General features: G+C 64.9%; 25 protein-coding genes. 8 read left to right on the top strand and 17 right to left on the bottom strand.

What is annotated here, in order from left to right; translation table 11 throughout:
• The first annotated feature begins 177 nt into the window (after nucleotides 1–177).
• Nucleotides 178–2,046, top strand: coding sequence for a DNA mismatch repair endonuclease MutL (mutL, locus tag ACU0AG_RS05185; RefSeq protein WP_482781192.1), 1,869 nt, complete (start codon nucleotides 178–180; stop codon nucleotides 2,044–2,046).
• 18 nt (nucleotides 2,047–2,064) lie between these two features.
• On the opposite strand, the gene ychF is transcribed toward mutL, so the two are convergent.
• From ychF to ACU0AG_RS05115, 14 genes are all read right to left on the bottom strand, one after another.
• Nucleotides 2,065–3,165 (bottom strand): redox-regulated ATPase YchF, encoded by a 1,101-nt coding sequence (gene ychF, locus ACU0AG_RS05180; RefSeq protein WP_482781191.1) that lies wholly within the window; start codon nucleotides 3,163–3,165, stop codon nucleotides 2,065–2,067.
• A gap of 68 nt (nucleotides 3,166–3,233) precedes the next feature.
• Nucleotides 3,234–4,235 (bottom strand): SDR family oxidoreductase, encoded by a 1,002-nt coding sequence (locus tag ACU0AG_RS05175; RefSeq protein WP_482781190.1) that lies wholly within the window; start codon nucleotides 4,233–4,235, stop codon nucleotides 3,234–3,236.
• Between the two features lie 25 nt (nucleotides 4,236–4,260).
• Entirely contained in the window at nucleotides 4,261–4,770 is a 510-nt protein-coding gene (locus ACU0AG_RS05170) for an AAA family ATPase (protein ID WP_482781189.1), read from the bottom strand.
• Between the two features lie 118 nt (nucleotides 4,771–4,888).
• Nucleotides 4,889–5,161, bottom strand: a complete 273-nt coding sequence (locus ACU0AG_RS05165) for a PEP-CTERM sorting domain-containing protein (RefSeq protein ID WP_482781188.1) — start codon at nucleotides 5,159–5,161, stop codon at nucleotides 4,889–4,891.
• Between the two features lie 192 nt (nucleotides 5,162–5,353).
• Nucleotides 5,354–5,776 carry a DUF1330 domain-containing protein gene (locus tag ACU0AG_RS05160; RefSeq protein WP_482781187.1) on the bottom strand — a complete coding sequence of 141 codons (423 nt, stop codon included), beginning with the start codon at nucleotides 5,774–5,776 and terminating at the stop codon, nucleotides 5,354–5,356.
• Nucleotides 5,773–6,351: an aminoacyl-tRNA hydrolase gene (gene pth / locus ACU0AG_RS05155; RefSeq protein ID WP_482781186.1), complete on the bottom strand. Its 579-nt coding sequence runs from the start codon at nucleotides 6,349–6,351 to the stop codon at nucleotides 5,773–5,775. Before pth ends, ACU0AG_RS05160 begins: the two co-directional genes overlap by 4 nt.
• Nucleotides 6,352–6,444: 93 nt before the next feature.
• Entirely contained in the window at nucleotides 6,445–7,047 is a 603-nt protein-coding gene (locus ACU0AG_RS05150) for a 50S ribosomal protein L25/general stress protein Ctc (RefSeq protein WP_482781185.1), read from the bottom strand.
• A 114-nt stretch (nucleotides 7,048–7,161) separates the two neighbouring features.
• A complete protein-coding gene (locus ACU0AG_RS05145) occupies nucleotides 7,162–8,082 on the bottom strand; it encodes a TraB/GumN family protein (RefSeq protein ID WP_482781400.1) in 921 nt (306 codons plus the stop codon).
• A 16-nt stretch (nucleotides 8,083–8,098) separates the two neighbouring features.
• Nucleotides 8,099–9,010, bottom strand: coding sequence for a TraB/GumN family protein (locus ACU0AG_RS05140; protein ID WP_482781184.1), 912 nt, complete (start codon nucleotides 9,008–9,010; stop codon nucleotides 8,099–8,101).
• A 51-nt stretch (nucleotides 9,011–9,061) separates the two neighbouring features.
• A complete protein-coding gene (locus tag ACU0AG_RS05135; protein WP_482781183.1) occupies nucleotides 9,062–9,712 on the bottom strand; it encodes a hypothetical protein in 651 nt (216 codons plus the stop codon).
• The gene (locus ACU0AG_RS05130; RefSeq protein ID WP_482781182.1) at nucleotides 9,699–9,893 is read right to left on the bottom strand and encodes a helix-turn-helix transcriptional regulator; all 195 of its coding nucleotides are present in this window, start codon (nucleotides 9,891–9,893) and stop codon (nucleotides 9,699–9,701) included. The genes ACU0AG_RS05135 and ACU0AG_RS05130 overlap by 14 nt, the downstream gene beginning before the upstream one ends.
• A 4-nt stretch (nucleotides 9,894–9,897) precedes the next feature.
• Complete coding sequence (locus ACU0AG_RS05125; RefSeq protein ID WP_482781181.1) at nucleotides 9,898–10,293, bottom strand: hypothetical protein; 396 nt, start codon at nucleotides 10,291–10,293, stop codon at nucleotides 9,898–9,900.
• Nucleotides 10,294–10,339: 46 nt separating this feature from the next.
• Nucleotides 10,340–10,822 (bottom strand): hypothetical protein, encoded by a 483-nt coding sequence (locus tag ACU0AG_RS05120; RefSeq protein ID WP_482781180.1) that lies wholly within the window; start codon nucleotides 10,820–10,822, stop codon nucleotides 10,340–10,342.
• A gap of 72 nt (nucleotides 10,823–10,894) precedes the next feature.
• Nucleotides 10,895–11,251, bottom strand: coding sequence for a UrcA family protein (locus tag ACU0AG_RS05115; RefSeq protein ID WP_482781179.1), 357 nt, complete (start codon nucleotides 11,249–11,251; stop codon nucleotides 10,895–10,897).
• Nucleotides 11,252–11,451: 200 nt separating this feature from the next.
• Between ACU0AG_RS05115 and ACU0AG_RS05110 the strand changes: the two genes are divergently transcribed.
• The 3 genes from ACU0AG_RS05110 to ppdK all read left to right on the top strand — a co-directional run bounded on the left by ACU0AG_RS05110 (nucleotide 11,452) and on the right by ppdK (nucleotide 17,597).
• On the top strand, nucleotides 11,452–12,384 hold the full coding sequence (locus ACU0AG_RS05110; protein WP_482781178.1) for a glycine--tRNA ligase subunit alpha: 933 nt from the start codon (nucleotides 11,452–11,454) through the stop codon (nucleotides 12,382–12,384).
• Complete coding sequence (glyS, locus tag ACU0AG_RS05105; protein ID WP_482781177.1) at nucleotides 12,384–14,801, top strand: glycine--tRNA ligase subunit beta; 2,418 nt, start codon at nucleotides 12,384–12,386, stop codon at nucleotides 14,799–14,801. The genes ACU0AG_RS05110 and glyS overlap by 1 nt, the downstream gene beginning before the upstream one ends.
• 123 nt (nucleotides 14,802–14,924) lie before the next feature.
• A complete protein-coding gene (gene ppdK / locus ACU0AG_RS05100; protein WP_482781176.1) occupies nucleotides 14,925–17,597 on the top strand; it encodes a pyruvate, phosphate dikinase in 2,673 nt (890 codons plus the stop codon).
• Here ppdK and ACU0AG_RS05095 read toward each other — a convergent pair.
• Entirely contained in the window at nucleotides 17,594–18,364 is a 771-nt protein-coding gene (locus ACU0AG_RS05095) for a class I SAM-dependent methyltransferase (protein WP_482781175.1), read from the bottom strand. The genes ppdK and ACU0AG_RS05095 overlap by 4 nt on opposite strands.
• 56 nt (nucleotides 18,365–18,420) lie before the next feature.
• Between ACU0AG_RS05095 and ACU0AG_RS05090 the strand changes: the two genes are divergently transcribed.
• From ACU0AG_RS05090 to ACU0AG_RS05075, 4 genes are all read left to right on the top strand, one after another.
• Complete coding sequence (locus ACU0AG_RS05090; protein WP_482781174.1) at nucleotides 18,421–19,101, top strand: ComF family protein; 681 nt, start codon at nucleotides 18,421–18,423, stop codon at nucleotides 19,099–19,101.
• Between the two features lie 369 nt (nucleotides 19,102–19,470).
• Nucleotides 19,471–19,899 (top strand): phosphoribosyl-AMP cyclohydrolase, encoded by a 429-nt coding sequence (hisI, locus tag ACU0AG_RS05085; protein ID WP_482781399.1) that lies wholly within the window; start codon nucleotides 19,471–19,473, stop codon nucleotides 19,897–19,899.
• A 31-nt stretch (nucleotides 19,900–19,930) separates the two neighbouring features.
• Nucleotides 19,931–20,392, top strand: a complete 462-nt coding sequence (locus ACU0AG_RS05080) for a MerR family transcriptional regulator (RefSeq protein ID WP_482781173.1) — start codon at nucleotides 19,931–19,933, stop codon at nucleotides 20,390–20,392.
• A gap of 45 nt (nucleotides 20,393–20,437) precedes the next feature.
• The gene (locus tag ACU0AG_RS05075) at nucleotides 20,438–22,243 is read left to right on the top strand and encodes an acyl-CoA dehydrogenase C-terminal domain-containing protein (protein ID WP_482781172.1); all 1,806 of its coding nucleotides are present in this window, start codon (nucleotides 20,438–20,440) and stop codon (nucleotides 22,241–22,243) included.
• A gap of 73 nt (nucleotides 22,244–22,316) precedes the next feature.
• Here the strand turns inward: ACU0AG_RS05075 and ACU0AG_RS05070 are convergent, their stop codons facing one another.
• Both ACU0AG_RS05070 and ACU0AG_RS05065 read right to left on the bottom strand, forming a co-directional pair.
• Nucleotides 22,317–23,426, bottom strand: coding sequence for a S8 family serine peptidase (locus ACU0AG_RS05070; protein WP_482781171.1), 1,110 nt, complete (start codon nucleotides 23,424–23,426; stop codon nucleotides 22,317–22,319).
• Nucleotides 23,427–23,608: 182 nt separating this feature from the next.
• A complete protein-coding gene (locus ACU0AG_RS05065) occupies nucleotides 23,609–24,103 on the bottom strand; it encodes a hypothetical protein (protein WP_482781170.1) in 495 nt (164 codons plus the stop codon).
• Nucleotides 24,104–24,161 lie beyond the last annotated feature (58 nt).

Raw genomic sequence — 24,161 nt, 5'->3', positions numbered from 1 at the left:
GAGCAAGGCACAGCCGGGTCCGGAGCCTGGCAAAGAGACGTTCCGCGCCCGTTTATGACATGATGCGCAGCGCCTAGCGAATCCACGGACAAAACGCCAAAAAATTTGTCCACTGGCTTGGTGATTTCCGGGGGTTGGCCCTCGAATTTGCGACTGCCGAAGGCTAGCGTGCGACAAATGCCCGAAATCCGCCGCCTGCCTTCGTCACTCGTGAACCGTATTGCTGCGGGCGAGGTGGTCGAACGCCCGGCCGCGGCGCTCAAAGAGCTGGTCGAGAACGCGATTGATGCCGGTGCGCGGCGAATCGGGGTGGTGCTGGCAGAGGGCGGCTTGCAGCGGATCGAGGTGGTCGATGACGGCTGCGGCATGTCCCCTGCGGCGATGGCGCTGGCGCTGGAGCGGCACGCGACATCGAAGCTGCCCGATTCGCTGATCGGTCCCGATGGCGCGATCGAATTGGTCACGACACTCGGCTTTCGCGGCGAGGCGCTGCCCAGCATTGCCAGCGTGGCGCGGCTGACCATCGAGAGCCGCGAACAGGGCGCTGCGGAAGGTTGGCGGCGCGTGGTCGATCATGGTGCACTGCTTGCGGATGAACCCGCCGCGCTTCCGCCGGGCACCCGCGTCAGGGTCGAGGAGCTGTTCGCCAAGGTGCCCGCCCGCCGCAAGTTCCTGCGCACTGCGCGCAGCGAATATGCGGCCTGTCTGGATGTCGTGCGCAGGCTCGCCATGGCGCGGCCGGATATCGCCTTTACGTTGGAAACGCTCAGTGATTTGGGGGGCGAGGCGGCCAAACGCACCGTCCTTTCGCTTCAGGCGGGCGAGGAGCTGGCGATCCGCGTGGCGCGGATCATCGCGCATGAGCTGAAAGACAATTCGGTTGTCATCGAGCAGCTGCGCGAAACGCCCCATGGGACGATGCGGCTGACCGGCGTAGCGGGGCTGCCGACCTATAATCGCGGGGTGGCCGATCATCAGTACCTGTTCGTCAACGGCCGTCCGGTGAAGGACCGGTTGCTGGTGGGCGCGGTGCGGGGTGCCTATGCCGACATGCTGGCGCGGGATCGCCACGCGGTGCTGGCGCTGTTCCTCGACCTGCCACCGCAGGATGTCGATGTGAACGTCCACCCGGCGAAAACCGAAGTGCGGTTCCGGGATTCTGCGGGTGTGAGGGGGTTCATCGTCAGCGGGCTGCGGCAGGCGCTGGCGACCGGCGACCGTCGCTCTGCGCAAGGGCCGGACCGTGCGGCGATGCAAAGATGGCAGGCTGAGCCGGTCGCACCCGTTCCTGCTCCTGTCGCGCCGATGGTGGAGACCATCTTTTCAGGTCGTGACTGGGCAGCGCCGCAAGCGCGGCTTGGCGAGGCGCGTCCGGAATGGAGCGCGCCATTGGCCCAACCCCAAGGCCGCGCCGAGGAAGCCGCGCCCGTGCCCGCCGAGGCGCAGCAATACCCCCTCGGCATCGCGCGCGGGCAAGTGGCCAACACCTATATAGTCGCTGAAGCCGCCGACGGGTTGGTGCTGGTCGATCAGCACGCCGCACACGAGCGCCTTGTGCTCGAACGCCTGCGCGCCGCAGGAGGGGACGAGAGCGTGCGTCGCTCGCAGGCCTTGCTGGTGCCCGATGTGGTCGAGCTGGACGAGGTCGATTGCGACCGCCTCGAAGACGCTGCCGAGGGGCTGGCGCGCTACGGCCTCGTGATCGAACGCTTCGGGCCTTCCGCCATGCTGGTGCGCGCCGTGCCCTCGGCCATAGCCAAGGCTGATACCGCCAGGCTGCTGACCGACCTCGCCGACGACATCGCCAAGCACGGCAAGCAGGAAGACAGTGGCGCGCTGCTGCTGGCCGAGCGGCTCGAACTGGTGCTGGCGACGATGGCCTGCCACGGATCGGTGCGGGCAGGGCGGGTGCTCAGCGTGGCGGAAATGAACGCGCTGCTGCGCGAGATGGAGGCCACCCCGCGCTCAGGCCAGTGTAATCACGGGCGGCCGACCTGGGTGAAGCTGAGCATGGAAGACGTCGAGAAGCTGTTCGGGCGGCATTGATCTGCCGCGCCGCCGTCCTCAAACGTTGAACTTGAACAGCAGCACGTCGCCGTCCTGCACCACGTATTCCTTGCCTTCCTGCCGCAGCTTGCCCGCTTCCTTCGCGCCGGCTTCGCCGCCCAGCGTGACGTAGTCATCATAGGCAATCGTCTCGGCGCGGATGAAGCCGCGTTCGAAGTCGGAGTGGATCTCGCCTGCCGCCTGCGGAGCCTTGGCACCATCGGGGAAGGTCCAGGCGCGGGCTTCCTTGGGGCCAGCGGTGAAGAAGGTCTTGAGGCCCAGCAGCTTGTATCCGGCGCGGATCACGCGGGCGAGGCCGCTTTCGGTAAGGCCCAAGGCTTCGAGGAATTCGCCGCGGTCTTCGACCGGCATCGCGACCAGTTCGGCCTCGATCGCGGCAGAGACGACCACGGCCTGCGCGCCCTCGGCCGCCGCCTTTTCGAAGACCTTGGCGGACAGGGCATTGCCTTCTGCCGCATCTTCCTCGGCAACGTTGCAGACATAGAGCACCGGCTTGGCGGTGAGCAGCTGTGCCTGCCGGAACAGGCGGGCCTCCTCGTCATCGTTCGGCACCGTCAGCCGCGCAGGCTTGCCTTCGCGCAGCAGGTCGAGCGCCTGCCCGAGCACGCTCGCCATGGCCTTGGCTTCCTTGTCGCCCGCAGCCCCGCGCTTGGCCGCGGCAGGCACGCGCTTTTCGAGGCTTTCGAGATCGGCCAGCATCAGCTCGGTCTCGACCACTTCGGCGTCGGCGATGGGATCGACCTTGTTGGCGACGTGCTGGATATCGTCATCCTCGAAGCAGCGCAGCACGTGGACGATGGCATCGACCTCGCGGATATTGCCGAGGAACTGGTTGCCAAGGCCTTCGCCCTTGCTCGCACCTTTCACGAGGCCGGCGATGTCGACAAAGCCAAGCTGGGTTTCGATGATCTTCGCGCTCTTGGCGATGGCCGCGATCTTCGCGACCCGCTCGTCCGGCACCGCGACCTGCCCGACATTGGGTTCGATCGTGCAGAAGGGATAATTCGCTGCCTGCGCCGCCTGCGTTTCAGTCAGCGCATTGAACAGAGTGGACTTGCCCACGTTGGGCAGGCCGACGATCCCGCAACGGAAACCCATGATGATTGTGCCTTGGCTATTGGGAAAGCGCAGCCCCTTAGCGGGCGGGCGGCGCGCTGGCTAGAGCCTCACCGTTCATGCACGGCGCGGATCAGCGGTCCGGCGCGTGAGCCCCCCAGCCATTCGGTCTGCACCCGCGCTGTCACTTCGTTGATCGGCACCTGCGGCTTGTTGCCCGGCGACACCGGCAGACGCAGCGGGCGGGTGCCGGCGGGCAGGGCGACGAGGCCCGCGATTGCCTTGGCGACATCCATCGGATCATTGCTGCGGCCCGAACCATCCTCGGTCCCCATCGCGGCGACTTGCTGCGGATAGCCATCGGTGTGCTTCGCCTCTGCCCGTTCCTTGAGCGCCGACGAATAGGCGTTGCGGTTGACCCACACCTTCGTCGGATAACCGCCCGGTTCGATGATGCTGACATCGATTTTGTGCGGCACCAGTTCATAGGCGAGCTGTTCGCCCATCGCCTCAATCGCGAATTTGGTGGCGGAATAATGCCCCGAATAGGGCGTGATCACGCGGCCAAGCTGGCTCGAAATCTGGATGATCAGGCCGCCGCCCTTTTTCCGCATCCCCGGCAGCACGGCGCGGGCCATGCGGTGCGCTCCGAAGACGTTGGTCTCGAACATCAGGCGGGTCGCTTCCATGTCCTGCACCTCGACCGGAGAGGTAATCCCGATGCCCGCGTTGTTGACCAGCACGTCGATCGGGCCGCCGTTGATCATCTCGGCTTCGGCCACGCCATTGGTGACCTGTTCGTCCGAGGTCACATCGATCTCGATCACGTGCAGGTCGAGCCGCTCGTTCAGGGCGAGGATGCGCAGCTGCTCGGCCTCGGTGCGGGGCAGGGCGCGCATCGTGGCAAACACCTTCGCCCCCTGCCGCGCCAGCAATTCCGCCGCGAGGCGACCGAAGCCCGAAGAGCAGCCGGTGATCAGCACGCTTTTGCCCCTGAAGCTGTGATCGGGGCTGTAAACCGGCTCTGCCGCCGAAGTGCGAGCGGCGGTGAGGAGCGAGGCAGTGGCGGCGGCTCCGGCTCCGGCGAGGAGCGTGCGGCGGTCGAGGCTCATTGGGGGCGTCCTTGGCTGGATGGTCTCAGGCCAGATTATTGGCCTCGCGCCATTGTGCAAGGGCGCGGGGGCTGGTCAGGCGGATCACCTTGGCGGCATGGGGGGCGATGTGCGCTTCGGTCCGCACTCTCGGTCCGCTGTTCCAGTTCATCACATACAAGAAAAATGCCGCGTCGAAGCGTTCGGGGCAGCCTTCGGGCATGTCGGGACGGGACTGGCCGCGCAAGGTGACGATGCGCTTGATCAGCCGCCGCAGACACAGGCGAACCGGAAAATCGAGGTAGATGACGGTATCGGCCCGTTCGAGCCGGGGAGCGAGGGTGCTGCCGTAATTGCCTTCGATCAGCCAGCGCTCGCCTGCCACCGCCTCGGCGAGACGCGCATGGAGTTCGGCTCTCCCGGTTTCGACCCACCCCGGCTGCCAACCCAGCTGGTCCATGTGGACCAGCGGCAGCCCCATGCGCGGCGCGAGTTCGCGGGCGAGGGTGCTCTTGCCCGAACCGCAAGGGCCGATGATGAGGACGCGCTTCATCATGCCGCTGTAGGCCGGGCCTTGGCGCCTCGCAACAAAACGCCCGCCAGGCATTGCTGCATGGCGGGCGATTGCGGGATGTCCTGATCCTGCCGGCGTTTCCGGTAGGCCGGAGAGACGATCAGTCCTTCTTCGCGGCGCGGCGGCGGCGGGCGATCATGAAGGCAGCCGCACCGGCACCGAACAGCGCGAGGCTCGACGGCTCGGGCACCGAAGTCCCGCCCGAAGTGGAGCCACCCGAAGTGGAGCCGCCCGAGGTCGACGAGCTGCTGCCCGGATCCTGCGGCGGGGGCTTCATTGCCTGCGCGGGGGCGGCGAAAGCCACGCCTGCCAGCGACAGAGCAAACAGGCCGCAAAGGGCATCGGTGCGTGCACGGTTAAGCATCTTCAGCATTGTGTGGTGTCCCCAATCCTTGGTTTCAAACGATTGAGGTGACACTATAACAGGTTGGAAATCCTGTCTTCCCGTTCCTCGCGGCTGTCCCGCAATGGTTCAGGGCTGGCTCTGCATCCTTAACGCAGCATCGTTCACGAGGCGCACGAGATCGCCCTTGGCACGCCGTTCCGCTTGCGCGCTTGCCCTTGATCAATCCTCGCGGATCGGCAGCAGGCGGGAATCGCTGATGGCAGCCATTCGGTGCGCAGTAATGCGCTGGGCATCAGGGTCGCTGGCGAAAGCGAGGAAGGCAGCCTTGCTCGCCTGCCGCACCAGCAGCACGTGATCCCAGATCTCGTCCTGCGGGCCGATCAGGAAGGGCGCGCTGGTGCCCGAAAACAGCACCGCCCCGCCACTTGCTTCCAGCAGCGGCAGCATCTCTCGCATATAGCGATCATAGGCCTCGCGCCCCGAGCAACCGCCAACGGGCTCAAGGCCGGGGGCATGGGAATAGTCTGCCCGCTCGCGGAAACGCAGGAGGTTGAGCATCACCACCGGGCCGGTTTCGGGGCTGCCGAAGAAGGCCGCGCCCTGCTGCGGGCTGACCTCGAAAAAAGGGACGCGGCCGGTCACGGGGTCATATCCTGCATTCTGAGCGCCACATCGTTCATGAAGCGCACGTCATCGCCCTTGGCGAGCCATTCCGCCTCGGCACCGATGGCTCCGAGCATGGCGGCGAGATCATCCTCCTCCGCCTTGGCGAAAGGCCCGAGCACGTGGCCGGTCACACGGCCCTTGTGGCCGGGATGGCCGATGCCGAGGCGGATGCGGCGGAAGTCGGCGCCGCAATGCTGGTCGATGGAACGCAGGCCATTATGCCCCGCGTGCCCGCCACCCTGTTTCACCTTGATCTTGAACGGGGCGAGATCGAGCTCGTCATGGAACACCGTCAGCGCATCGGTGCCGAGCTTGTAGAACCGCAGCGCCTCGCCAACCGAACGGCCGCTTTCGTTCATGAAGGTGGCAGGCTTCAGCAGCAGCACCTTCGCTGCTCCGATCCGCCCTTCCTGCACCCAGCCCTGAAATTTCTTCTGCACCGGGCCGAAGCCATGCATGTCCGCGATCACATCCACGGCCATGAACCCGACATTGTGCCGGTGAAGCGCATAGCGCGGTCCGGGATTTCCGAGGCCGACCCAGATTTGCATGGCGTGTCTCCTACCTGCACCTTGCACAAAGTGAAACGCCGGACTTCCCGCGAAGGAAGCCCGGCGTTGCTGAAGCTGCTGATGGCGGCGCGCTTACTCGGAAGCGGCTTCGCCTTCGCTGCTCTTGAGGCCCGAAGGCGCGATCAGGGTGGCGATGGTGAAATCGCGGTCGGTGATCACGCTCTTGACGCCCTTGGGCAGGGTCACTTCGCTGATGTGGATCGAATCGCCGATTTCCTTGCCGGTGACATCGATCTTGATCTCTTCCGGAATGTCGGCGTTGGGGCACGACAGTTCCAGTTCGTGACGCACGATGTTGAGCACGCCGCCCTTCTTCAGGCCGGGCGAGGCATCTTCGTTCACGAACACCACCGGCACCTGCACTTCGACCAGGCTGTCGCCGGTCAGGCGCAGGAAGTCGACATGCACCGGGCGGTCGGTGACCGCATGAAAGGCCACATCCTTGGGCAGGGTGCGAATGGTCTTGCCACCGATCTCGATGTTAACGATCGAGTTCATGAAGTGGCCGGTCATCAGCTGACGGACCAGTTCCTTTTCCTCGACGTGGATCAGGGTGGGTTCTTCCTTGCCGCCATAGATGACAGCAGGAGTCCGACCTTCGCGGCGAATTGCACGGGAGGCTCCCTTGCCAGCCCGTTCGCGCGCTTCAGCCGGCAGGGTAAGAGTCTCGCTCATACGAATGCCTTTCGAATGCGTGTTGATAGACGTTATCGTGCGCACCGCCTCCAGGGATGTCCGGAGCGCCGAAGCGCGGGCCCTTAGAGGGACATGGCCCGAAAGGCAACCGCTTTAGCGGCCCCCGATGCGCCGGACGCGGTAACCGCGTGCCTCCAGCAAGGCCGCCAGACCTTCCGGCCCGACCAGATGCGCGGCGCCCACCGCAATCAGCGGGCGGGGCGGTTCGGCCAGCATCGGCGCAATCGCTTCGGCCCAGCGCCGGTTGCGCCCGGTCAGCAAGGCTTCGCGCAGGACATTGTCGGCAAGGAAACCCTCGCGGGTCGATTGTTCGATTGTCGCCGCATCGCCCGCCAGCCATGCCCGCTGTAGCCGTTCGGGATCCTCGCGCGTCCGGTCGCTTTCGCGCACCACCGAGGCGAGCATCGTGCGCTGCGCGGTTTCGGGCAGACGGTCAAAGATCGAAAGCTGGGCGCGCATGCCTTCGAGTTCGCGGAGCGGCCGCCCTTCGAATGCGTCGATCAGTGCGCGGTCAACGCCCTGTGCCGGATCGCCGGTCGCATCGACACGGGCCAGCATGATCGCTGCGGCCCATGTTTCCGTTGTCGCAAAACCTGCACTGTCCAGCCCGCCGCGATCGATCATCCCGGCGAGCCTGGGCCGCAGATCGGGGGGTAGGCGGTCTGCGATGGCGGGCAGGCCGGGCGTCTGCGACAGGCTGGCGAAGAGCGAAGCGCCTTCCCCGCCGCCGTCCAGATCGGCAATCTCCACCACCAGAACATCGGCGGTGTCGATCACCTTGCCGATGGCAGGGGTGCGCCATTCGGTGCCTTCGGGCAGGGCATGGATGGTGCCAAGCATCCAGCCCTCGACACTGTCATCGGCGCTGGCGATTTCGTAGATCAGCGGATCGCGGGGAGGGCCGTCTGCCGTGCTCCCGGGGGCATCGCTGCATCCGGCGAGCGCGAAAAGGGCGAGCGGAGCAAGGCAGGTCGCGGCAATCCGCTGCGCCATCGACCCTGCCTTGCCCACCATCACAGGCCTTTTCCGCTTACTTGACGCGGGCAACCGCGATGCCCTTTTCGGCGAGGTAATCCTGCACGCTTTTCGCGCCTGCAAGGTGGCCCGCGCCGACCGCGATGAACACAGTGCCGGGTTCGTCCATGCGGGCGTCGATCCATTCGGCCCAGTTGGCATTGCGGCTGTAAAGCAGCGCTTCGGCGACGGCAGGATCGCTCATGCCTTCATTCATCACCGCAGCCAGAGCATCGGCATCGCCCTTGACCCATTCGGCCACCATCCGGTCGAGCATCGGCTTGACTTCGTCGATGCCGGTTGCCGCGTCCATCATGAAGGTGATCTGCGCATCCTGCGGCATGCTGTCGAAAATGCCGAGCTGGAATTCGGCGGTTTCCAGCGCGCCCTTGGGCTTGTCGGCGACCTTGCCGAGCAGCACCTTTTCCACCCCGCTTTCGGGATTGTAACCCTGCTGCATCAGCGGCAGCAGCGACAGGGTGAGGCCCGCCATCCACGGCTTGAACGGATCGAAGGCCGCAGGCGGCGCGCCAAGCTTGGCGAGCGCGGCTTCATAAGTCGCGGTCTGTTCGGGGGTCAGCAACGAACGCAGCGTGGTGCCCGGAGGCAGCACGCCCTTGGTCATGGTCAGCTGCGTCAGCGTCGCATTGCTGGCTTCGTCCATCGGGATTTCCGTAACGACGATATCCGAACCGTTGAGCGCCTCGGCGATGGTATCGTCATACCACTCGATCCCGGTGGGCAGCACGTGGACCGTGCCGAACAGATAGATCGTGGTGTCCTCGTCAGCGACCTTCCACAGCGCCGGGCCCTTGGCGGCAACCGTTGCCGCCGCTTCGGCGGGGGCGTGGTTATCGGCGAGCGCGGGATTTGCCGCAAACAGGGCGAAGGGGGCGGCGGTCAGGGCAAGCAGCGAGGCAAGTTTCATCGGTAGTCTCCTTGGGGGGCTAGGGGGAAGATGAGGCGGGTATTGGTCATTTCAAAGGTAACGGCGGATGAACCAGACGATCAGCCACAGCCCGCTGACGAGCAGCAACACCAGCATCGGATCCTGCGCAGGCAGCCATCCGGCGCGTGTTGCCATCCACCAGGCGGGGGTCACGAACATGTAGGCGTGAAGGGCAACAAACGCGCCCTCGCGGTAGGAACCGGCTTCATGCTCATCGACGTTGCGCAGCCACAGAAATGTCGAAATGGGCCCGGCGATCAGCCACAAGCCGATGGCAACCGCTGCAATCGCCGGGCTGATCGGGGCATTCGAGAATACACTGGGCGGCCCGTCCGTCCCCAGAGCGATGAGAATCCCCAGCGGCACGCTCACAACCACGGCGACAAGCATGAACCGGCGGGCGTTTCTGACCCGCGGGGCGACCGGCTCTCCGCTCGATGACGGCCAGAACCGCCACATGCCGTAGCCAACCGCCGCAGCGGTTGCCAGCATCGCGCCCAGCATGCCGACGTCGATCAGATCGACCCGGCCGTTTTCGATCATGACACTGGAATAGCCGGCGATTATCCCGGCGATGAAGGTCAGCGCAAACACGCCGCCGATCGCCAGCAGCGCGCGCCGGAGGATGATCGCGCCGTCCGAAAGGGAGCTCTCCGTTTCGGTCAGATCAGGCTTCGTCATGGAAAATCTCCTCGATCGGCATGTCGAACAGCCGGGCGATACGAAAGGCGAGGGGGAGGGAAGGGTCGTGCTTGCCGGTCTCGATGGCGTTCACGGCCTGACGCGAGACATCGAGATGCATCGCCAGATCGGCCTGTGACCAGTCACGTTCGGCGCGGAGCACTTTGAGGCGGTTCTTCATGGGATCATCTATCCCGCCACCGTCGCCATGCCAAAGCGACATGAAAGATGGTCGCCATGATCGCGAGAGTCCAGCGCTGTTCGGGCGCGTGGTCACCCAACGAAGGAATGACTTCGAGCAACAGGATCAGCCCAGCAAACGCCAGCGCCCAGTTGGCCGCGAAGGCGATCTGCGCGCGTGCAAACTCGTCGTTCGACCAACTGATCGCCAGCCCGATCAGGCTGCCAGCGGTGACGCCCGAGGCCAGCGAGGAGAGGATCGGGATCCGCCCGAATTCCAAGCTCGCCAGCAGGATAAGCGACGCTGGCAGTCCGGCCCACAGCGCCGCATAGGCAAAGGAGCGATCGTCAGCGTCCGGCGTGAAGTTGCCTGTGCTAAAGCCGCGCGGTCGATAGGGCATTACATGTCTCCAAACAGGCGGCACATGGCATTGGTCCCGGCCTTGTTCATCGTGCATCCCTCCAGCGCAGGAACTGGAAGGCACACACGAACAGCATCAGATGCGCCTGCCACAGGACGAGGAGGACGCTCACCGGCTGCTGCTCGTCAATCACCGGGCGCAGCCACTCCGGCGTGACCGGGCCGACGGCCAGATACAGCAGCCAGGATATCGCCAGCAGGGCGATCGGGCCGACCGCGACCCCGTAACCCACGACCAGCATGGCGCGGCGCCACAGGCCCTCGGCATAATCGTCGCGCATGAACCGCGCAACGACCAGCACCATCGGCACAAGGAAATTGAAGAACAGCACGGGAAGCCCGATCACGTAGATCCACGGCGCGGGCACGAAGGCTTCCAATCCCGCGTCGAACAGGGCGGCGGCGAAAAAGTCCGCAGCCCCGATGCCAAGGGCGAGCGTGCTTGCATCCATAAGCCGGAAGTAAGCGCGGTAGCGCAGCTCTCTAGGTGTTCGGCGGGGCAGTTCCATCGTCGGTTACGGTCCTAGTGAATAAGCGAAGCGGGCGGAGGGGCGGGGCGAGCCCCTCCGCCTGCGGGGGTGTCACGCGCCGGGAGTGGCGGCGGGCGACGCGGGGGTGTTGGCAGCGAGGCGCACGCGATCAAGCCGGGCATTGGCAACCGCGACGCGGATCGCCGGAGCGGCAGCGGCCAGCGCACCGGCCTGGCATTCACGCTCGAGCCGCAGCGAGGCGCCGTCGCGTCCGCCATTGCGGCACATCTGGCGAACCTTGGTGCGCACCCGTTCATCGAGGCGCGACACGCCGTCGTTGGTGCCGAGGTCAAGATCATCATGCGCGATTGCGGTTTCGAACGGCGTCGCATTGACAGGGTTGGCCATGACGGGGGCACCGGCGATCAGCGCGAGAGCAGCAGCGGCAAAGGGCAAACGAAGCGACATAGGGGTTCTCCTGGGGAGGAAGAGTTTGTCAGAACAACCTTCCGGAATGTCAGGTTGCCCTGACTTTATGTCGCGATTCGCTGACCATGTCAAGATAACCTGACTTTGTGTCGTTATCGCCTGACTATCGGCGGTTCTGCACCCTTCTTGCTGCGCTGCGGCATTGACGCTGTGGGGGTGTTCGGCCATGGCGAGCCGCCATGAGTGCCGCACCCCTCTTTACCCCCGCGCCGCGCGATCCGGCGCGATCGTTTCAGGACATGATCCTGACGCTGCATGACTTCTGGAGCCAGCACGGCTCCTGCGTCATTCTCCAGCCCTATGACATGCGCATGGGGGCCGGCACGTTCCACACCGCGACCACGCTGCGCGCGCTGGGGCCGGAGCCGTGGAATGCCGCTTTCGTGCAGCCCTGCCGCCGCCCGACCGATGGACGCTATGGCGAAAATCCCAACCGGTTGCAGCATTACTACCAGTATCAGGTGATCCTGAAGCCGAGCCCGCCGGACATTCAGGACCTCTACCTCAAAAGCCTCGCCGCGATCGGCATCGATCCGCTGGCGCACGATATCCGCTTTGTCGAAGACGACTGGGAATCGCCCACGCTCGGCGCATGGGGGCTGGGCTGGGAAGTGTGGTGTGACGGGATGGAAGTCACCCAGTTCACCTATTTCCAGCAGATGGGCGGCTTCGATTGCAAGCCGGTGGCGGGCGAGCTGACCTACGGGCTGGAACGCCTCGCCATGTATATCCAGGGCGTGGACAATGTTTATGACCTCGCCTTCAACGCGGCGGGCGTGACTTACGGCGAGGTCTTCCTCGAAAACGAGCGCCAGATGTCCAAGTGGAATTTCGAGGTGGCGAACACCGATGCGCTGTTTGATCTCTTCGCCAAGGCCGAGGCCGAGTGCCGCAATGCCCTTGCCGCAGGGGTGCCGATTGCTGCCTATGAACAGGCGGTCGAGGCGAGTCATGTGTTCAACCTGTTGCAGGCCCGCGGCGTGATCTCGGTGCAGGAACGCGCCAGCTACATGGGCCGCGTGCGCGATCTGGCGCGCTCATCGTGCGAGGCCTATGCCGAGAAGATGTCGCCGGAATGGCAGGCCAAGTATCCCGGGTGGAGTCTCGTCTGATGGCCGACTTCCTGCTCGAACTCCTGTGCGAGGAAATCCCCGCCCGGATGCAGCCCAAGGCCAAGGAGGATCTGGCGCGGCTGTTTACCGAGGCGCTGGCCAAGGCCGGATTGCAGGCGGAAAACATCGAAGCTTTCGCCACCCCGCGCCGCCTTGCGCTGATCGCAAAGGGCCTGCCGCTCGCCACCATGGCGGTCAGTGAGGAGACCAAGGGGCCGAAGGTCAGCGCACCTCCGCAGGCGCTGGAGGGCTTCCTGCGCAAGGTCGGCCTCGCTACCGAACAGCTGGTCGAGCGTGACGGCGTGTATTTCGCCGTGGTCGAAAAGCCGGGGCGTGAGACCGCCGTGGTGCTGGCCGAAGCCATCCCGGCAATCATCCGCGCCTTCCCCTGGCCCAAGTCGATGCGCTGGGGCGCCGCTTCGCTCACCACCGAAAGCTTGCGCTGGGTGCGCCCGCTGTCGGGCATCATCGCGTTGCTTGATGGCGCAATCGTGCCGTTCGAGGTGGACGGGATTGCGAGCGGTCGCACCACCATGGGGCACCGTTTCCACCATTCCGGCCCGGTCGAAATCGCCGACGCCGCAGCCTATGTGGAAACCCTGCGCGCCGCCCATGTGATCGTCCACTTCTCCGAACGCTGCCGCCTGATCCGCGAAGGCGCGGCCAAGGCTGCGGCGGACGCGGGCCTCGCGCTGGTCGCGGATGAAGGCCTGGTGATCGAGAATGCGGGCCTGACCGAATGGCCCGTGCCGCTGCTCGGCCGCTTCGACGAGGCGTTCCTCGACGTACCGCCCGAAGTGATCCAGCTCACCGCGCGGGTGAACCAGAAGTATTTCGTGTGTGAGGATGGGCAGGGCAAACTCGCCAATGCCTTCGTCTGCACAGCCAACATCGCGCCGCGCGACCCCGCCGTGGTGGTGGACGGCAACCGCAAGGTGCTCGCGGCGCGGTTGTCCGATGCCCGCTTCTTCTGGGAGCAGGACCAGAAGACGCCGCTTGCGGAGCACGCGAAGAAGCTGGCGCGGATCACCTTCCACGAGAAACTCGGCACTGTGGCCGACAAGGTCGAGCGCGTGGCCAAGCTGGCGCGCTGGCTGGTTGAATCCGGTATCGTCACCGATACTCCCCTCCCGCCTGCGGGAGGGGCCGGGGGTGGGCACGAAGCCTCACCCGCCGACAGTCCCACCCCTAACCCCTCCCGCAAGCGGGAGGGGAATCTGGCCGACCTCGCCGAACAGGCCGCACACCTGTGCAAGGCCGATCTCGTCACCGAGATGGTCGGCGAATTCCCTGAATTGCAGGGCCTTATGGGCGGCTATTACGCCGCGAAGGAAGGTCTGCCGGTCGAGGTCGCCGAGGCGATCCGCGATCACTACAAGCCGGTCGGGCAGGGGGACGATGTGCCGACCGCGCCGGTGACGGTGGCGGTATCGCTGGCGGACAAGCTGGATACGTTGGCAGGGTTTTTTGCCATCGGTGAGTTGCCGACTGGCTCGAAAGATCCGTTCGCGCTTCGAAGAGCGGCGCTTGGAATTTTGGCGCTAATTCAGCAGAACGGACTTCGCCTTCCGCTAGCCCAGACTGCATTTGACGCGACTTCGCTGCTGCTGTGGCAGATCGCTGATCAAAACCGCGCTTTCTCTTGGGACGGCGACGAACCGAACGAACAATTGATCACGGCCCACCCAGAGTCGTTCGAGGTCGATTGGCTAAATCGTGACTGGTACGTAATGTTCGGTCGCGCACGAGACCCATACTCGCCGGTCGGTACTGATGATGAAATGGCGTTTGTCGGTGCAGAAGGTGTCCATCCTTGGAAGCCCCGCGATGTGCTGATCGCCGATTTTGTCACCTTCTTCGCCGACCGCCTCAAGGTCCAGCAGCGCGAGGCCGGTGTCCGCCACGACCTGATCGATGCGGTGTTTGCGCTCGGCGGGGAGGATGATCTCGTCCGCCTGCTCGCCCGCGTCCATGCCCTGCAAGCCTTCGTCACTACCGAGGACGGCACCAACCTCCTCGCGGGCTACAAGCGTGCGGCGAATATCCTCAAGAAGGAAGGCGTCGAACCCACATCCGTTCGTCTCGAGCGTAGTCGAGAGACCGAAGGCGAGGGCGTCTCGACTTCGCTCGACGCGAACGGCTTTGCCGCGCTTTCCTACACCCCCGAACCGGCGGAAAAGGCGCTGATCGACGCGCTGGCCGCCGCCGCGCCTCGCGCTGCCGAGGCGGTGGAGGCGGAGCGGTTTGCCGATGCGATGGCGGCGCTCGCCACCTTGCGCGCTCCCATCGACCGGTTCTTTGAAGAGGTGACCGTCAACGCCGACGAGGCCGACAAGCGCAACAGCCGCCTGTCGCTGCTCGCCGCCTTTCGCGATGCCGTGCACCGCGTCGCCGATTTCAGCCGGATCGAAGGATGAAAGCCGCCCGTTCCCCTGTCCGTCACCTTTGTAAAGGGTGTTCAATATCAGGGGCTTGGTTCTGATTTTCGGGGTGACAGGGTGTAACCTTTGTCACCCACATAACACAGCGCAGGAACTGCCATGACACTGAAGACGGTCTATGTATTCGGAGGCAACGCCGACCACTCCGATCCGCGCCAGAAGGACAAGACCGTCGCAGGGGGCAAGGGCGCCAACCTTGCCGAAATGGCAAGCATCGGCCTGCCGGTGCCGCCGGGCTTCACCATCACCACCGAAGAATGCGTGCGTTATCTGAAGGATGGCGCGGATTTTTCGGACGATCTGCGCGCCGCAGTCGCCGCCGCGCTGACCCATGTCGAAGCCACCGTGGGCAAGCGTTTTGGCGATGCGGGCGATCCGCTGCTGGTGTCGGTGCGTTCGGGTGCGCGGGTTTCGATGCCGGGGATGATGGACACGGTGCTCAACCTCGGCCTCAATGATGCGACGGTCGAGGGGCTGGCGGCATCATCGGGCGATGCGCGCTTCGCATGGGACAGCTACCGCCGCTTCATCCAGATGTATTCCGACGTGGTGCTCGGCCTCGATCACGGATTGTTTGAAGAAGCGCTGGAGATCGCCAAGGAAGACAAGGGTTTCTACAACGATACCGAGATGGCTTCTGAAGACTGGCAGGCGCTGGTCGGCGAATACAAGGGCATCGTGGAACAGGAACTGGGCCGCCCGTTCCCGCAGGATGTGACCGAACAGCTGTGGGGTGCGATCCGCGCCGTGTTCGACAGCTGGGAAAGCGACCGGGCCAAGGTCTATCGCCGCCTCAACAACATCCCCGCCGATTGGGGCACCGCGGTGAACGTGCAGGCCATGGTGTTCGGCAACATGGGCGAAACCAGCGCCACCGGCGTTGCCTTCACCCGCGATCCGGCGACGGGCGAGCGGGCCTATTATGGCGAATACCTGATCAACGCGCAGGGCGAGGATGTGGTCGCAGGCATCCGCACCCCGCAATATCTGACCAGGGCGGCGCGCGAGGCTGCCAATGCCAAGCCGCTGTCGATGGAAGAGGCTCTGCCTGATGCCTATGCCGAACTCGCCCGCGTGTTCGACCTGCTGGAACGTCATTACAAGGACATGCAGGACATTGAATTCACAGTAGAACGCGGCAAGCTGTGGATGCTGCAAACCCGCTCGGGCAAGCGCACCGCCAAGGCCGCGCTGAAGATGGCGGTGGACATGGTGGCAGAGGGCCTGATCGACACCCGCGAAGCGGTGCGGCGCGTCGATCCAATGGCATTGGACCAGCTGCTCCATCCCACGCTCGATCCGAATGCGGCGCGCAATGTGCTCACCACGGGGCTTCCCGCTTCTCCGGGGGCGGCAGCGGGCCGGATCGTGCTCGATGCCGACACCGCCGAACAATGGGCGGGGCGCGGCGAGAAGGTGATTCTGGTGCGGGTGGAAACCTCGCCGGAGGATATTCACGGGATGCACGCTGCGCAGGGCATCCTGACCGCGCGCGGCGGGATGACCAGCCACGCGGCGGTGGTCGCCCGCGGCATGGGTCGGCCTTGCGTGTCGGGCGCCGGTGCCGTGTCGATCGACCGTGCAACCCGCAGCCTGCGGATCGGCGCGACCGAACTGAAGGAGGGCGATGCGATCACGCTCGACGGGGCGACGGGCCAGGTGATGCTCGGCATCGTCCCCACGGTCGAACCGGAGCTGGCGGGCGATTTCGGGACGCTGATGGTGTGGGCGGACGAGCTGCGGCGAATGCGCGTGCGCACCAATGCCGAAACCCCCGACGATTGCCGCATGGCGCGGCAGTTCGGCGCGGAGGGCATCGGGTTGTGCCGGACCGAGCACATGTTCTTCGAGGCGAGCCGGATCAGCGCGGTGCGCCAGATGATTCTCGCCGATGACGAGGCCGGTCGCAGGCGGGCTCTGGTCAAGCTGCTGCCCGAACAACGTGCCGATTTCACCGCGATTTTCGATGTGATGGCGGGCCTGCCGTGCACGATCCGCCTGCTCGATCCGCCGCTGCACGAGTTCCTCCCCCACGCGGACGAGGAATTCGCCGAACTGGCCGATGCGACCGGGCTGGGAGTCGATCACCTCAAGCGGCGCGCGGGCGAGCTTCATGAATTCAACCCGATGCTGGGCCATCGCGGATGCCGTCTGGGCATCACCTTCCCCGAGATCTACGAGATGCAGGCGCGGGCGATCTTCGAGGCCGCCTGTGCGGTCAAGCAGGCGAGCGGCGAGGCGCCTTTACCCGAAATCATGATCCCGCTGGTGGCGACCAAGCGCGAGCTGGCACTGCTGCGGGCGCTGGTGGACGCCACCGCCGAAGCTGTGTTTGCCGAGGTCGGCACGAGGGTCGATTACCTCGTCGGCACGATGATCGAACTGCCGCGGGCCGCACTTATGGCGGGCGAGATTGCCGAAGAGGGGGCGTTCTTCTCGTTCGGCACCAATGATCTCACCCAGACCACCATCGGCGTATCGCGCGACGATGCGGCGCGGTTCCTGAGTGTCTATGTCGACAAGGGCATATTCCCGCGCGATCCGTTCGTCAGCCTCGATATCGAAGGCGTCGGCCAGCTGGTCGAACTGGCGGCGGAGCGGGGCAGGGCGACGCGGCCCGACATCAAGCTGGGCATCTGCGGCGAGCATGGCGGCGATCCGGCGAGCATCGCCTTCTGCGAAAGCGTGGGCCTCGATTACGTCAGCGCCTCGCCCTACCGCGTGCCGATTGCGCGGCTTGCGGCGGCACAGGCGGCCTTGGCGCGAAGCTAGGTGCCGGCGAGGGATCGCCGTCCGGTGAGGGTGACGATCTCGAACGTCTCGGGCGTCTTGCCATCCCCATCGGCGCGGGCGGCAAAGGCGGCGCGGGCACGGGCGAGGGCGGTTTTGCCGAGCGGCGGGGCCGGGCGGGCCAGCGCATTGCCCAGCCCCTGATCGCGCAGATCGGCAACAAGCCGGTCGAGGCTGGAGTAGCGGACGGTCAGCGTGTGGGAATCCACCACCGGATCCTTCCATCCGGTGCGCTGAAGCAGTTGCGGCGCGGCACGAGGATCGACCATCGGGTGCAGGCGGGCGGCAGGACGATCCGGCTCTGCCTGCAGCATCGCGGCGCGCAAGGCAGGAAGGCTCTGTCCGCCGATAAAGCTGGCAATCATCAACCCGCCCGGAACCAGCGCGTTGCGGAAATGGACCAGAGCGCCCGGCAGATCGTTGACCGCATCAAGCTGCCCGATGACGCCGATAAAGTCGAACGGGCCACCTTCGATCGGTGCAGCGGGATCGGCAGTGGTGGTGATGGCAAGACTCGCATCGCCGCTTTGCAGAAAGCCGGCGAGCGGCTCACGGCAATGGCCGATCACAAGCGACCGCGCCGGAGCATGCCGCACAAAGCCGAGGCGATCAACCATGTCCTCGGCGATGTCGTCGAGCAGGAACGAGGCCGCATCGCGGATGTCCCGTCGGCGCACGCCGGCGCGCCGCAATCGCGCCAGACGGCGTTGCTCGGAGAAGATGACCGGAACTTGTGAAGGCATCATCATGGGATTCGCCCTGCCGTGCTTGCCAGTCCGGCGCAAGGCGTGCGACACACCGAACCATGCATGCGGTCGCACGCCTTGCCAGCACCCTGGGACCGGTCATCGATCTGGTCTATCCCCCGCGATGCCCTGCTTGCGGTGCTGCCATCGCCGCGCAGGACGGGTTGTGCGGTGATTGCTGGGGCGAACTGGTGCTGCTGGCCGATATGCCCGAAAGCAGCGGAGGAAGCCGGATTTACGCCGCGACCGCTTACAACGAGACATCACGCAAGCTGGTTCTGGCATACAAGCATGGCAGCCGGATCGCACTGGCGCGATTGCTTGCCCGCCTGATCGCAGCGCGCATCCCGCCCTTGCCCGAGGGGCGGGAGCCCCCATTGCTGGTCCCCGTGCCGCTCCATCGTTGGCGGCTGTGGCAGCGCGGGTTCAATCAGGCGGCGTTGCTGTGCGCGGAACTGGCAAGGCTGGGGAAGGGCGAGGTGCTGGTCGACGGTCTGGTCCGCAACCGGCGAACGCCAAACCTCGGCGGATTAGGGCGCGAGGCACGCGAACAGGCGCTGCGCGGTGCCATTGCTCTCAACCCCGCTCGCGCCGGGGTCATTGCCGGGCGCGATGTGATCCTTGTCGATGATGTGCTGACCAGCGGCGCCACGAGCAGAGCCTGCCTTGCCGCACTTGCGCAGGCAATGCCGGAGGGCCTCGCGGTGGCCTGCTTCGCACGCGTGGATGGCGAGGCTTGAGGCCCAAAACATAACGCCCGAGGTCTTTCGACCCCGGGCGCCACGTGACGAAACGGTTTGGATCCACCCTTTCGGGCCATGGCAGCGACCCCCTAACTTCGCTGCCGGGATCCTGTCCCTCATCGTTCAACCGGTCGCTCTGGCACCCCGCTGCCAGCCTGCGCTCCGGTCGCCCCCTGAACTGGCATCAGGCGATGCCGTTGTTCGGTGGAGAACCCCTTGCGGAAGCTCCGTTGGCCTTTTTCCACTCCGATCGCAAAGGCGGAAGATCAAACCTTCATACTTCGCGTTTTTTGCAAAAGGCTGTTGTGATCGTGCAACATTCCTCGCAATGGAGCCGCCTTCGTGACATTTTTCGCCGGGGCTTCCATGGTGCGCCGGTCTTTCCCCGAGGAGTTACCTGTGCCTGACACAGCCCTGTCCACCGACGAACGCGAGAATGGTGCGACTTTCGCACCGAAGTTCGATGACAATGGCCTGCTGACCGCGGTCGTGGTCGATGATGCGTCAGGTAATGTGCTGGTGGTCGCCCACATGAACCGCGAGGCGATCGATCGCACTCTTGAAAGCGGGAAGGTGACCTTCTGGTCCCGTTCGCGGCAGCAGCTCTGGATGAAGGGAGAGACGTCCGGCCATGTGCTGGAGATGGTCGGGATGCTGGTCGATTGCGATCAGGACGCGCTGCTGATTCGCGCCGTGCCTGCCGGCCCTACATGCCACACAGGCGCGAGAAGCTGCTTCTACAGGCGTGTTGAAACAGGGAGCGGATCTCCCGCTCTCGTTAAGGTCAAGACTTGACGCTCACGTAAAGGTAAGGTAAGGCACGGGCATGGCTACCGCTCCTGCACAGACTTCCGCTCCGGATTCCGCCAGCGAAACGCGCCGTAACGGGGCGCACCTTGACCGGCCCGATGTCCACGAGCGCGAACAATTCACGATCTCGGATCTTACCTCCGAATTCGGCTGCACGGCCCGCGCCTTGCGCTTCTACGAAGACGAAGGGCTGATCAGCCCCGCGCGCGTCGGCCTGACCCGCGTCTATTCCAAGCGTGACCGTGCGCGCCTCGCTTGGATCATGCGGGCAAAGAATGTGGGCTTCAGCCTCACCGAAATCCGCGAAATGATCGACCTCTACGATCTCGACGATGGCCGTGTCGAACAGCGCCGCGTCACGATCGAGAAGTGCCGCGCCCATATCGCCAAGCTCAAGGCCCAGCGCGACGACATCGACAGCTCGATCAACGAGCTGACCGATTTCGTCGCCGAGATCGAGAAGCTCGATCTGCGCTGAGCCGCAACCCGCCTCATCAAGACTGCATACCGAAGGGATCACGAGATGCCGACCTATACCGCGCCCACCCGCGACACGCGCTTCATCGTCAATGAAGTGCTCGACCTGGCCAGCTACGGCAACCTGCCGGGCTTCGAGAACGCGACCCCCGACATGATCGACACCGTGATCAACGAGGCCGGCAAGTTCTGCGCCGAGGTGCTCGCCCCCATCAATCAGGCCGGCGACGAGCACGGCTGCACCCGTCACGAAGATGGCAGCGTCACAACCCCGCCGGGCTTCAAGGAGGCCTATCAGGCCTATGTCGAAAGCGGTTGGGGCACACTTGCCCAACCGGAGGAATTCGGCGGTCAGGGGCTGCCCCACGTGCTCGGCTTCGTGCTCGAGGAATACACCGGCACCGCCAATCAGGCCTTTGCGATGTATCCCGGCCTCACCGCTGGCGCGATCTCGGCGATCCTTGCCAAGGGTTCGGACGAGCAGAAGGCGACCTTCGTGCCCAAGATGATCTCGGGTGAATGGTCGGGCACGATGAACCTTACCGAGCCGCATTGCGGCACCGATCTGGGCATGATCCGCACCAAGGCCGTTCCCAATGGCGATGGCACCTACGCGATCACCGGCACCAAGATCTTCATATCGGCCGGCGAGCACGATCTCACCAGCAACATCATCCATCTGGTGCTGGCCAAGACCCCGGGCGCGCCGGATTCGACCAAGGGAATCTCGCTGTTCATCGTGCCCAAGTTCCTGCTCGACGAGAACGGCAACCCCGCGCAGCGCAACGGCGTGACCTGCGGTTCGATCGAGAAGAAGATGGGCATCCACGGCAACGCCACCTGCCTGCTCAACTATGACGGTGCGACCGGCTACATGGTGGGCGAGGAGAACAAGGGTCTTGCCGCAATGTTCATCATGATGAACGCGGCGCGCCTTGGGGTCGGCATTCAGGGCTATGCCCAGGCCGAAGTCGCCTACCAGAACGCGGTCACCTATGCGCTCGACCGGCGTCAGGGCCGCGCGCTGACCGGCCCGGCTGACCCTGCGGCGAAGGCTGATCCGATCTTCGTCCACCCCGACGTGCGCCGAATGCTGATGGATGCCAAGGTGTTCACCGAAGCGATGCGGGCGCTCTGCCTGTGGGGCGCCTTGCAGGTCGATCTGACCCACAAGGCCCAGACCCCCGAAGAGCGCGAAATGGCCGATCTGCTGATCGGGCTGATGACTCCGGTGATCAAGGGCTACGGCACTGACAAGGGCTATGACATCGCCAACAACATGCAGCAGGTCTATGGCGGCCACGGTTACGTGCGCGAGTGGGGCATGGAGCAGTTCGTGCGCGATAGCCGCATCGCCATGATCTATGAAGGCGCCAATGGCGTGCAGGCGATGGACCTGTGCGGGCGAAAGCTCGCTGCGGGCGGGGGCAAGGCGATTCAGGCCTTCTTCGCCATGATCGACGAGGAAATCGCCGCGGCCAAGCAGGACGAGACCCTCAAGCCCATCGCAGAACGCCTCGAAAAGGCGCTGGGCGAGCAGAAGGCGGCGACCATGTGGTTCATGCAGAACGCGATGGCCAACCCCAACCACCTCGGCGCGGGCGCGCATCACTACATGCACATCATGGGTATCGTGACGCTCGGCTTCTTCTGGCTGAAGATGGCCAAGGTGGCACTGGCCAAGCTTGCGGGCGAGCCGGAGGACAAGGCGTTCTACGAAGCCAAGCTGGTTTCGGCCAACTACTACGCTGAACGTTTCCTGCCCGATGCGGGCGCGCTGCGCCGCAAGCTGGAAGCGGGCAGCGAATACATGATGAAGCTGCCGGCAGAGGCCTTCGCCACGGCGGCCTGATCGCTTCGAAAGCGGGAAACAAAAAGGGGCGCCGTGCAACCGGCGCCCCTTTTCTTTGCCAATGATCAGCCGATCAGTTGACGATGCCGATGGTATCGGGGTTGCCGTCCGGATCGCCGCTCACGACACCGCCGTTGCCGACTGCGCCCTGCAGCAGGATGCCTGCGAGGTGCGGAGCCGCCATCGAAGTGCCCGAAAGGGTCGAATAGCCACCATTGAGATAGGTCGACAGGATCGAGGAACCCGGCTCGGCAAAGTCGATCGGCGGGTTGCCGAAGTTCGAGAAGCTCGACCAGCGATCACCCGATGCGAAGGACGACACGGTAAAGATGTTCGGCCCGTTGACCCGTGCGGGCGAGGAAGTGGTCGCGCTGGTCGAGCTGTTGCCCGCTGCCAGCGTGAAGCGGATCCCGGTGGCCGCCGCATTCAGCACCGCCGTGTCGAGCGCGCTGCTGACCCCGCCGCCGAGGCTCATATTGGCGACATCGCCGGCGCGGCCATTGGCTGCGACATAATCGACACCCGCAATCACGCCCGAGTTCGAACCCGAACCGCGACGGTCGAGCACGCGCACCGAGACCACCGGAGCGCCCGGCGCAACGCCGATCACGCCGATGGTGTTGTTGATCGCGGCAACGGTCCCGGCAACGTGGGTGCCATGGCCGTTCGCGTCATTGGGCGAAGAATCCGAAACGAAGCTGCGCGAGCGGGCGACATCGACATTCAGGTCGGGGTGATCGAGGTCGATCCCGCTGTCGATGATCCAAGCGGTGGCAAAGGTGCCGGCTGCGCCGCCGCGCACGCGGGTGACCCCCCAGGGCACGGTCTGCGCGGGCTGAGTGGTGCCGCCGCCGCCCGGCTTGCCCTTCTGGACGGTCGAGACGATCTGGTCTTCCTCGCAATATTTGATCGCGGGGTTGGCGCGCTGCATGTTTGCCACGCCCTGTGCCGAAGCATTGACGGCAAAGCCGCGCAGCGCGGTCGAATAGACATGCTTGAGCTGTGCCTGGGCGGCCTTGGCCGAACGGTTCGCTTCGGCGGTCACATTGCCGCGGGTGACGCTGGCATCGAACACGCAGATGTAGCTTCCGGCAATCTTGTCACCCGCCTTCTGTGCGTGAGCGGGAGCGGCGAGCGCCGCGAGAGTAACGCCTGCAACCAAGGCAATCTTTGTCATTTTCATTGAGTCAGCCCCTGTTCGCTGCGTGTCCGGCTCACACAGCCTGTGTCGAACGCACCAACCGCGGGTGCGCGAACGCCCCTCCTGCCGGACCCGCGAGATTTGCAGGTGGGAAGATGACGCAGTTTGGCAGGCTCGGCAAGAGGCGTAATATCGCTAAGAACGGCGGTAAAGCGACGCTTAACCTATTCGGACATCGACATGAATCGCTGCGTCCCGGCCTTGACCGACGGGGCCGCCGCACGGGCAAGGCGATCTGCCAGCGTCAGGGGCGCGCCTGATTTGGCCTTAGGCTTGGGCGGCACCGGAACTGCCGGAGCAACCGGCGCGGCTTCAGGCGCTTTCACCACAGGAACAGGTTCGGGGGCCACAGCTTCGGGAGCCTCGATCTCGGCTGCCACAACCGCTTCCGCCGGTTCCTCGGGTGCTGACGCTGACGCTGGCGCTGGCGCCCGCTGTTCGGCAGCCTTGTCAGCGCCAGCTTCGTCTGCCGTCTCTCCCTCGGCGACGCCTGCGAGAATTTTGGCTGCGACCTCTTCCACCGAACCGACCACCAGTAGTGGCTGACCGCCGATGATGCCGACGCTGGTCTGGCCGTTTTCCGCAGTGCGCAGCCAGGCGACGTTGGCTGCGACCACGAGGTAATTGCCCCCGCGCGATTCCAGCTTGATGAACTTCATGGGCTCCGCTTTCCGAACAGCTCGCGCGATTGCCTCGCGTCCTGACGCAAGCCATAGC

The organism is Erythrobacter sp. RANMB8 (assembly GCF_056848235.1).
This window is presented reverse-complemented; position numbering and strand designations above follow the sequence as displayed.

Coding starts and splice junctions, on each gene's coding strand:
- ACU0AG_RS05065 (WP_482781170.1), bottom strand. CDS start 24,103: ATGAAGTTCATCAAGCTGGAATCGCGCGGGGGCAATTACCTCGTGGTC.
- ACU0AG_RS05070 (WP_482781171.1), bottom strand. CDS start 23,426: ATGAAAATGACAAAGATTGCCTTGGTTGCAGGCGTTACTCTCGCGGCG.
- ACU0AG_RS05150 (WP_482781185.1), bottom strand. CDS start 7,047: ATGAGCGAGACTCTTACCCTGCCGGCTGAAGCGCGCGAACGGGCTGGC.
- hisI (WP_482781399.1), top strand. CDS start 19,471: ATGGTGCGCCGGTCTTTCCCCGAGGAGTTACCTGTGCCTGACACAGCC.
- ACU0AG_RS05140 (WP_482781184.1), bottom strand. CDS start 9,010: ATGAAACTTGCCTCGCTGCTTGCCCTGACCGCCGCCCCCTTCGCCCTG.
- ACU0AG_RS05115 (WP_482781179.1), bottom strand. CDS start 11,251: ATGTCGCTTCGTTTGCCCTTTGCCGCTGCTGCTCTCGCGCTGATCGCC.
- mutL (WP_482781192.1), top strand. CDS start 178: ATGCCCGAAATCCGCCGCCTGCCTTCGTCACTCGTGAACCGTATTGCT.
- ACU0AG_RS05090 (WP_482781174.1), top strand. CDS start 18,421: ATGCATGCGGTCGCACGCCTTGCCAGCACCCTGGGACCGGTCATCGAT.
- glyS (WP_482781177.1), top strand. CDS start 12,384: ATGGCCGACTTCCTGCTCGAACTCCTGTGCGAGGAAATCCCCGCCCGG.
- pth (WP_482781186.1), bottom strand. CDS start 6,351: ATGCAAATCTGGGTCGGCCTCGGAAATCCCGGACCGCGCTATGCGCTT.
- ACU0AG_RS05075 (WP_482781172.1), top strand. CDS start 20,438: ATGCCGACCTATACCGCGCCCACCCGCGACACGCGCTTCATCGTCAAT.
- ACU0AG_RS05175 (WP_482781190.1), bottom strand. CDS start 4,235: ATGAGCCTCGACCGCCGCACGCTCCTCGCCGGAGCCGGAGCCGCCGCC.
- ACU0AG_RS05145 (WP_482781400.1), bottom strand. CDS start 8,082: ATGGTGGGCAAGGCAGGGTCGATGGCGCAGCGGATTGCCGCGACCTGC.
- ychF (WP_482781191.1), bottom strand. CDS start 3,165: ATGGGTTTCCGTTGCGGGATCGTCGGCCTGCCCAACGTGGGCAAGTCC.
- ACU0AG_RS05125 (WP_482781181.1), bottom strand. CDS start 10,293: ATGCCCTATCGACCGCGCGGCTTTAGCACAGGCAACTTCACGCCGGAC.
- ACU0AG_RS05165 (WP_482781188.1), bottom strand. CDS start 5,161: ATGCTGAAGATGCTTAACCGTGCACGCACCGATGCCCTTTGCGGCCTG.
- ACU0AG_RS05120 (WP_482781180.1), bottom strand. CDS start 10,822: ATGGAACTGCCCCGCCGAACACCTAGAGAGCTGCGCTACCGCGCTTAC.
- ACU0AG_RS05130 (WP_482781182.1), bottom strand. CDS start 9,893: ATGAAGAACCGCCTCAAAGTGCTCCGCGCCGAACGTGACTGGTCACAG.
- ACU0AG_RS05095 (WP_482781175.1), bottom strand. CDS start 18,364: ATGATGATGCCTTCACAAGTTCCGGTCATCTTCTCCGAGCAACGCCGT.
- ACU0AG_RS05135 (WP_482781183.1), bottom strand. CDS start 9,712: ATGACGAAGCCTGATCTGACCGAAACGGAGAGCTCCCTTTCGGACGGC.
- ppdK (WP_482781176.1), top strand. CDS start 14,925: ATGACACTGAAGACGGTCTATGTATTCGGAGGCAACGCCGACCACTCC.
- ACU0AG_RS05080 (WP_482781173.1), top strand. CDS start 19,931: ATGGCTACCGCTCCTGCACAGACTTCCGCTCCGGATTCCGCCAGCGAA.
- ACU0AG_RS05170 (WP_482781189.1), bottom strand. CDS start 4,770: ATGATGAAGCGCGTCCTCATCATCGGCCCTTGCGGTTCGGGCAAGAGC.
- ACU0AG_RS05110 (WP_482781178.1), top strand. CDS start 11,452: ATGAGTGCCGCACCCCTCTTTACCCCCGCGCCGCGCGATCCGGCGCGA.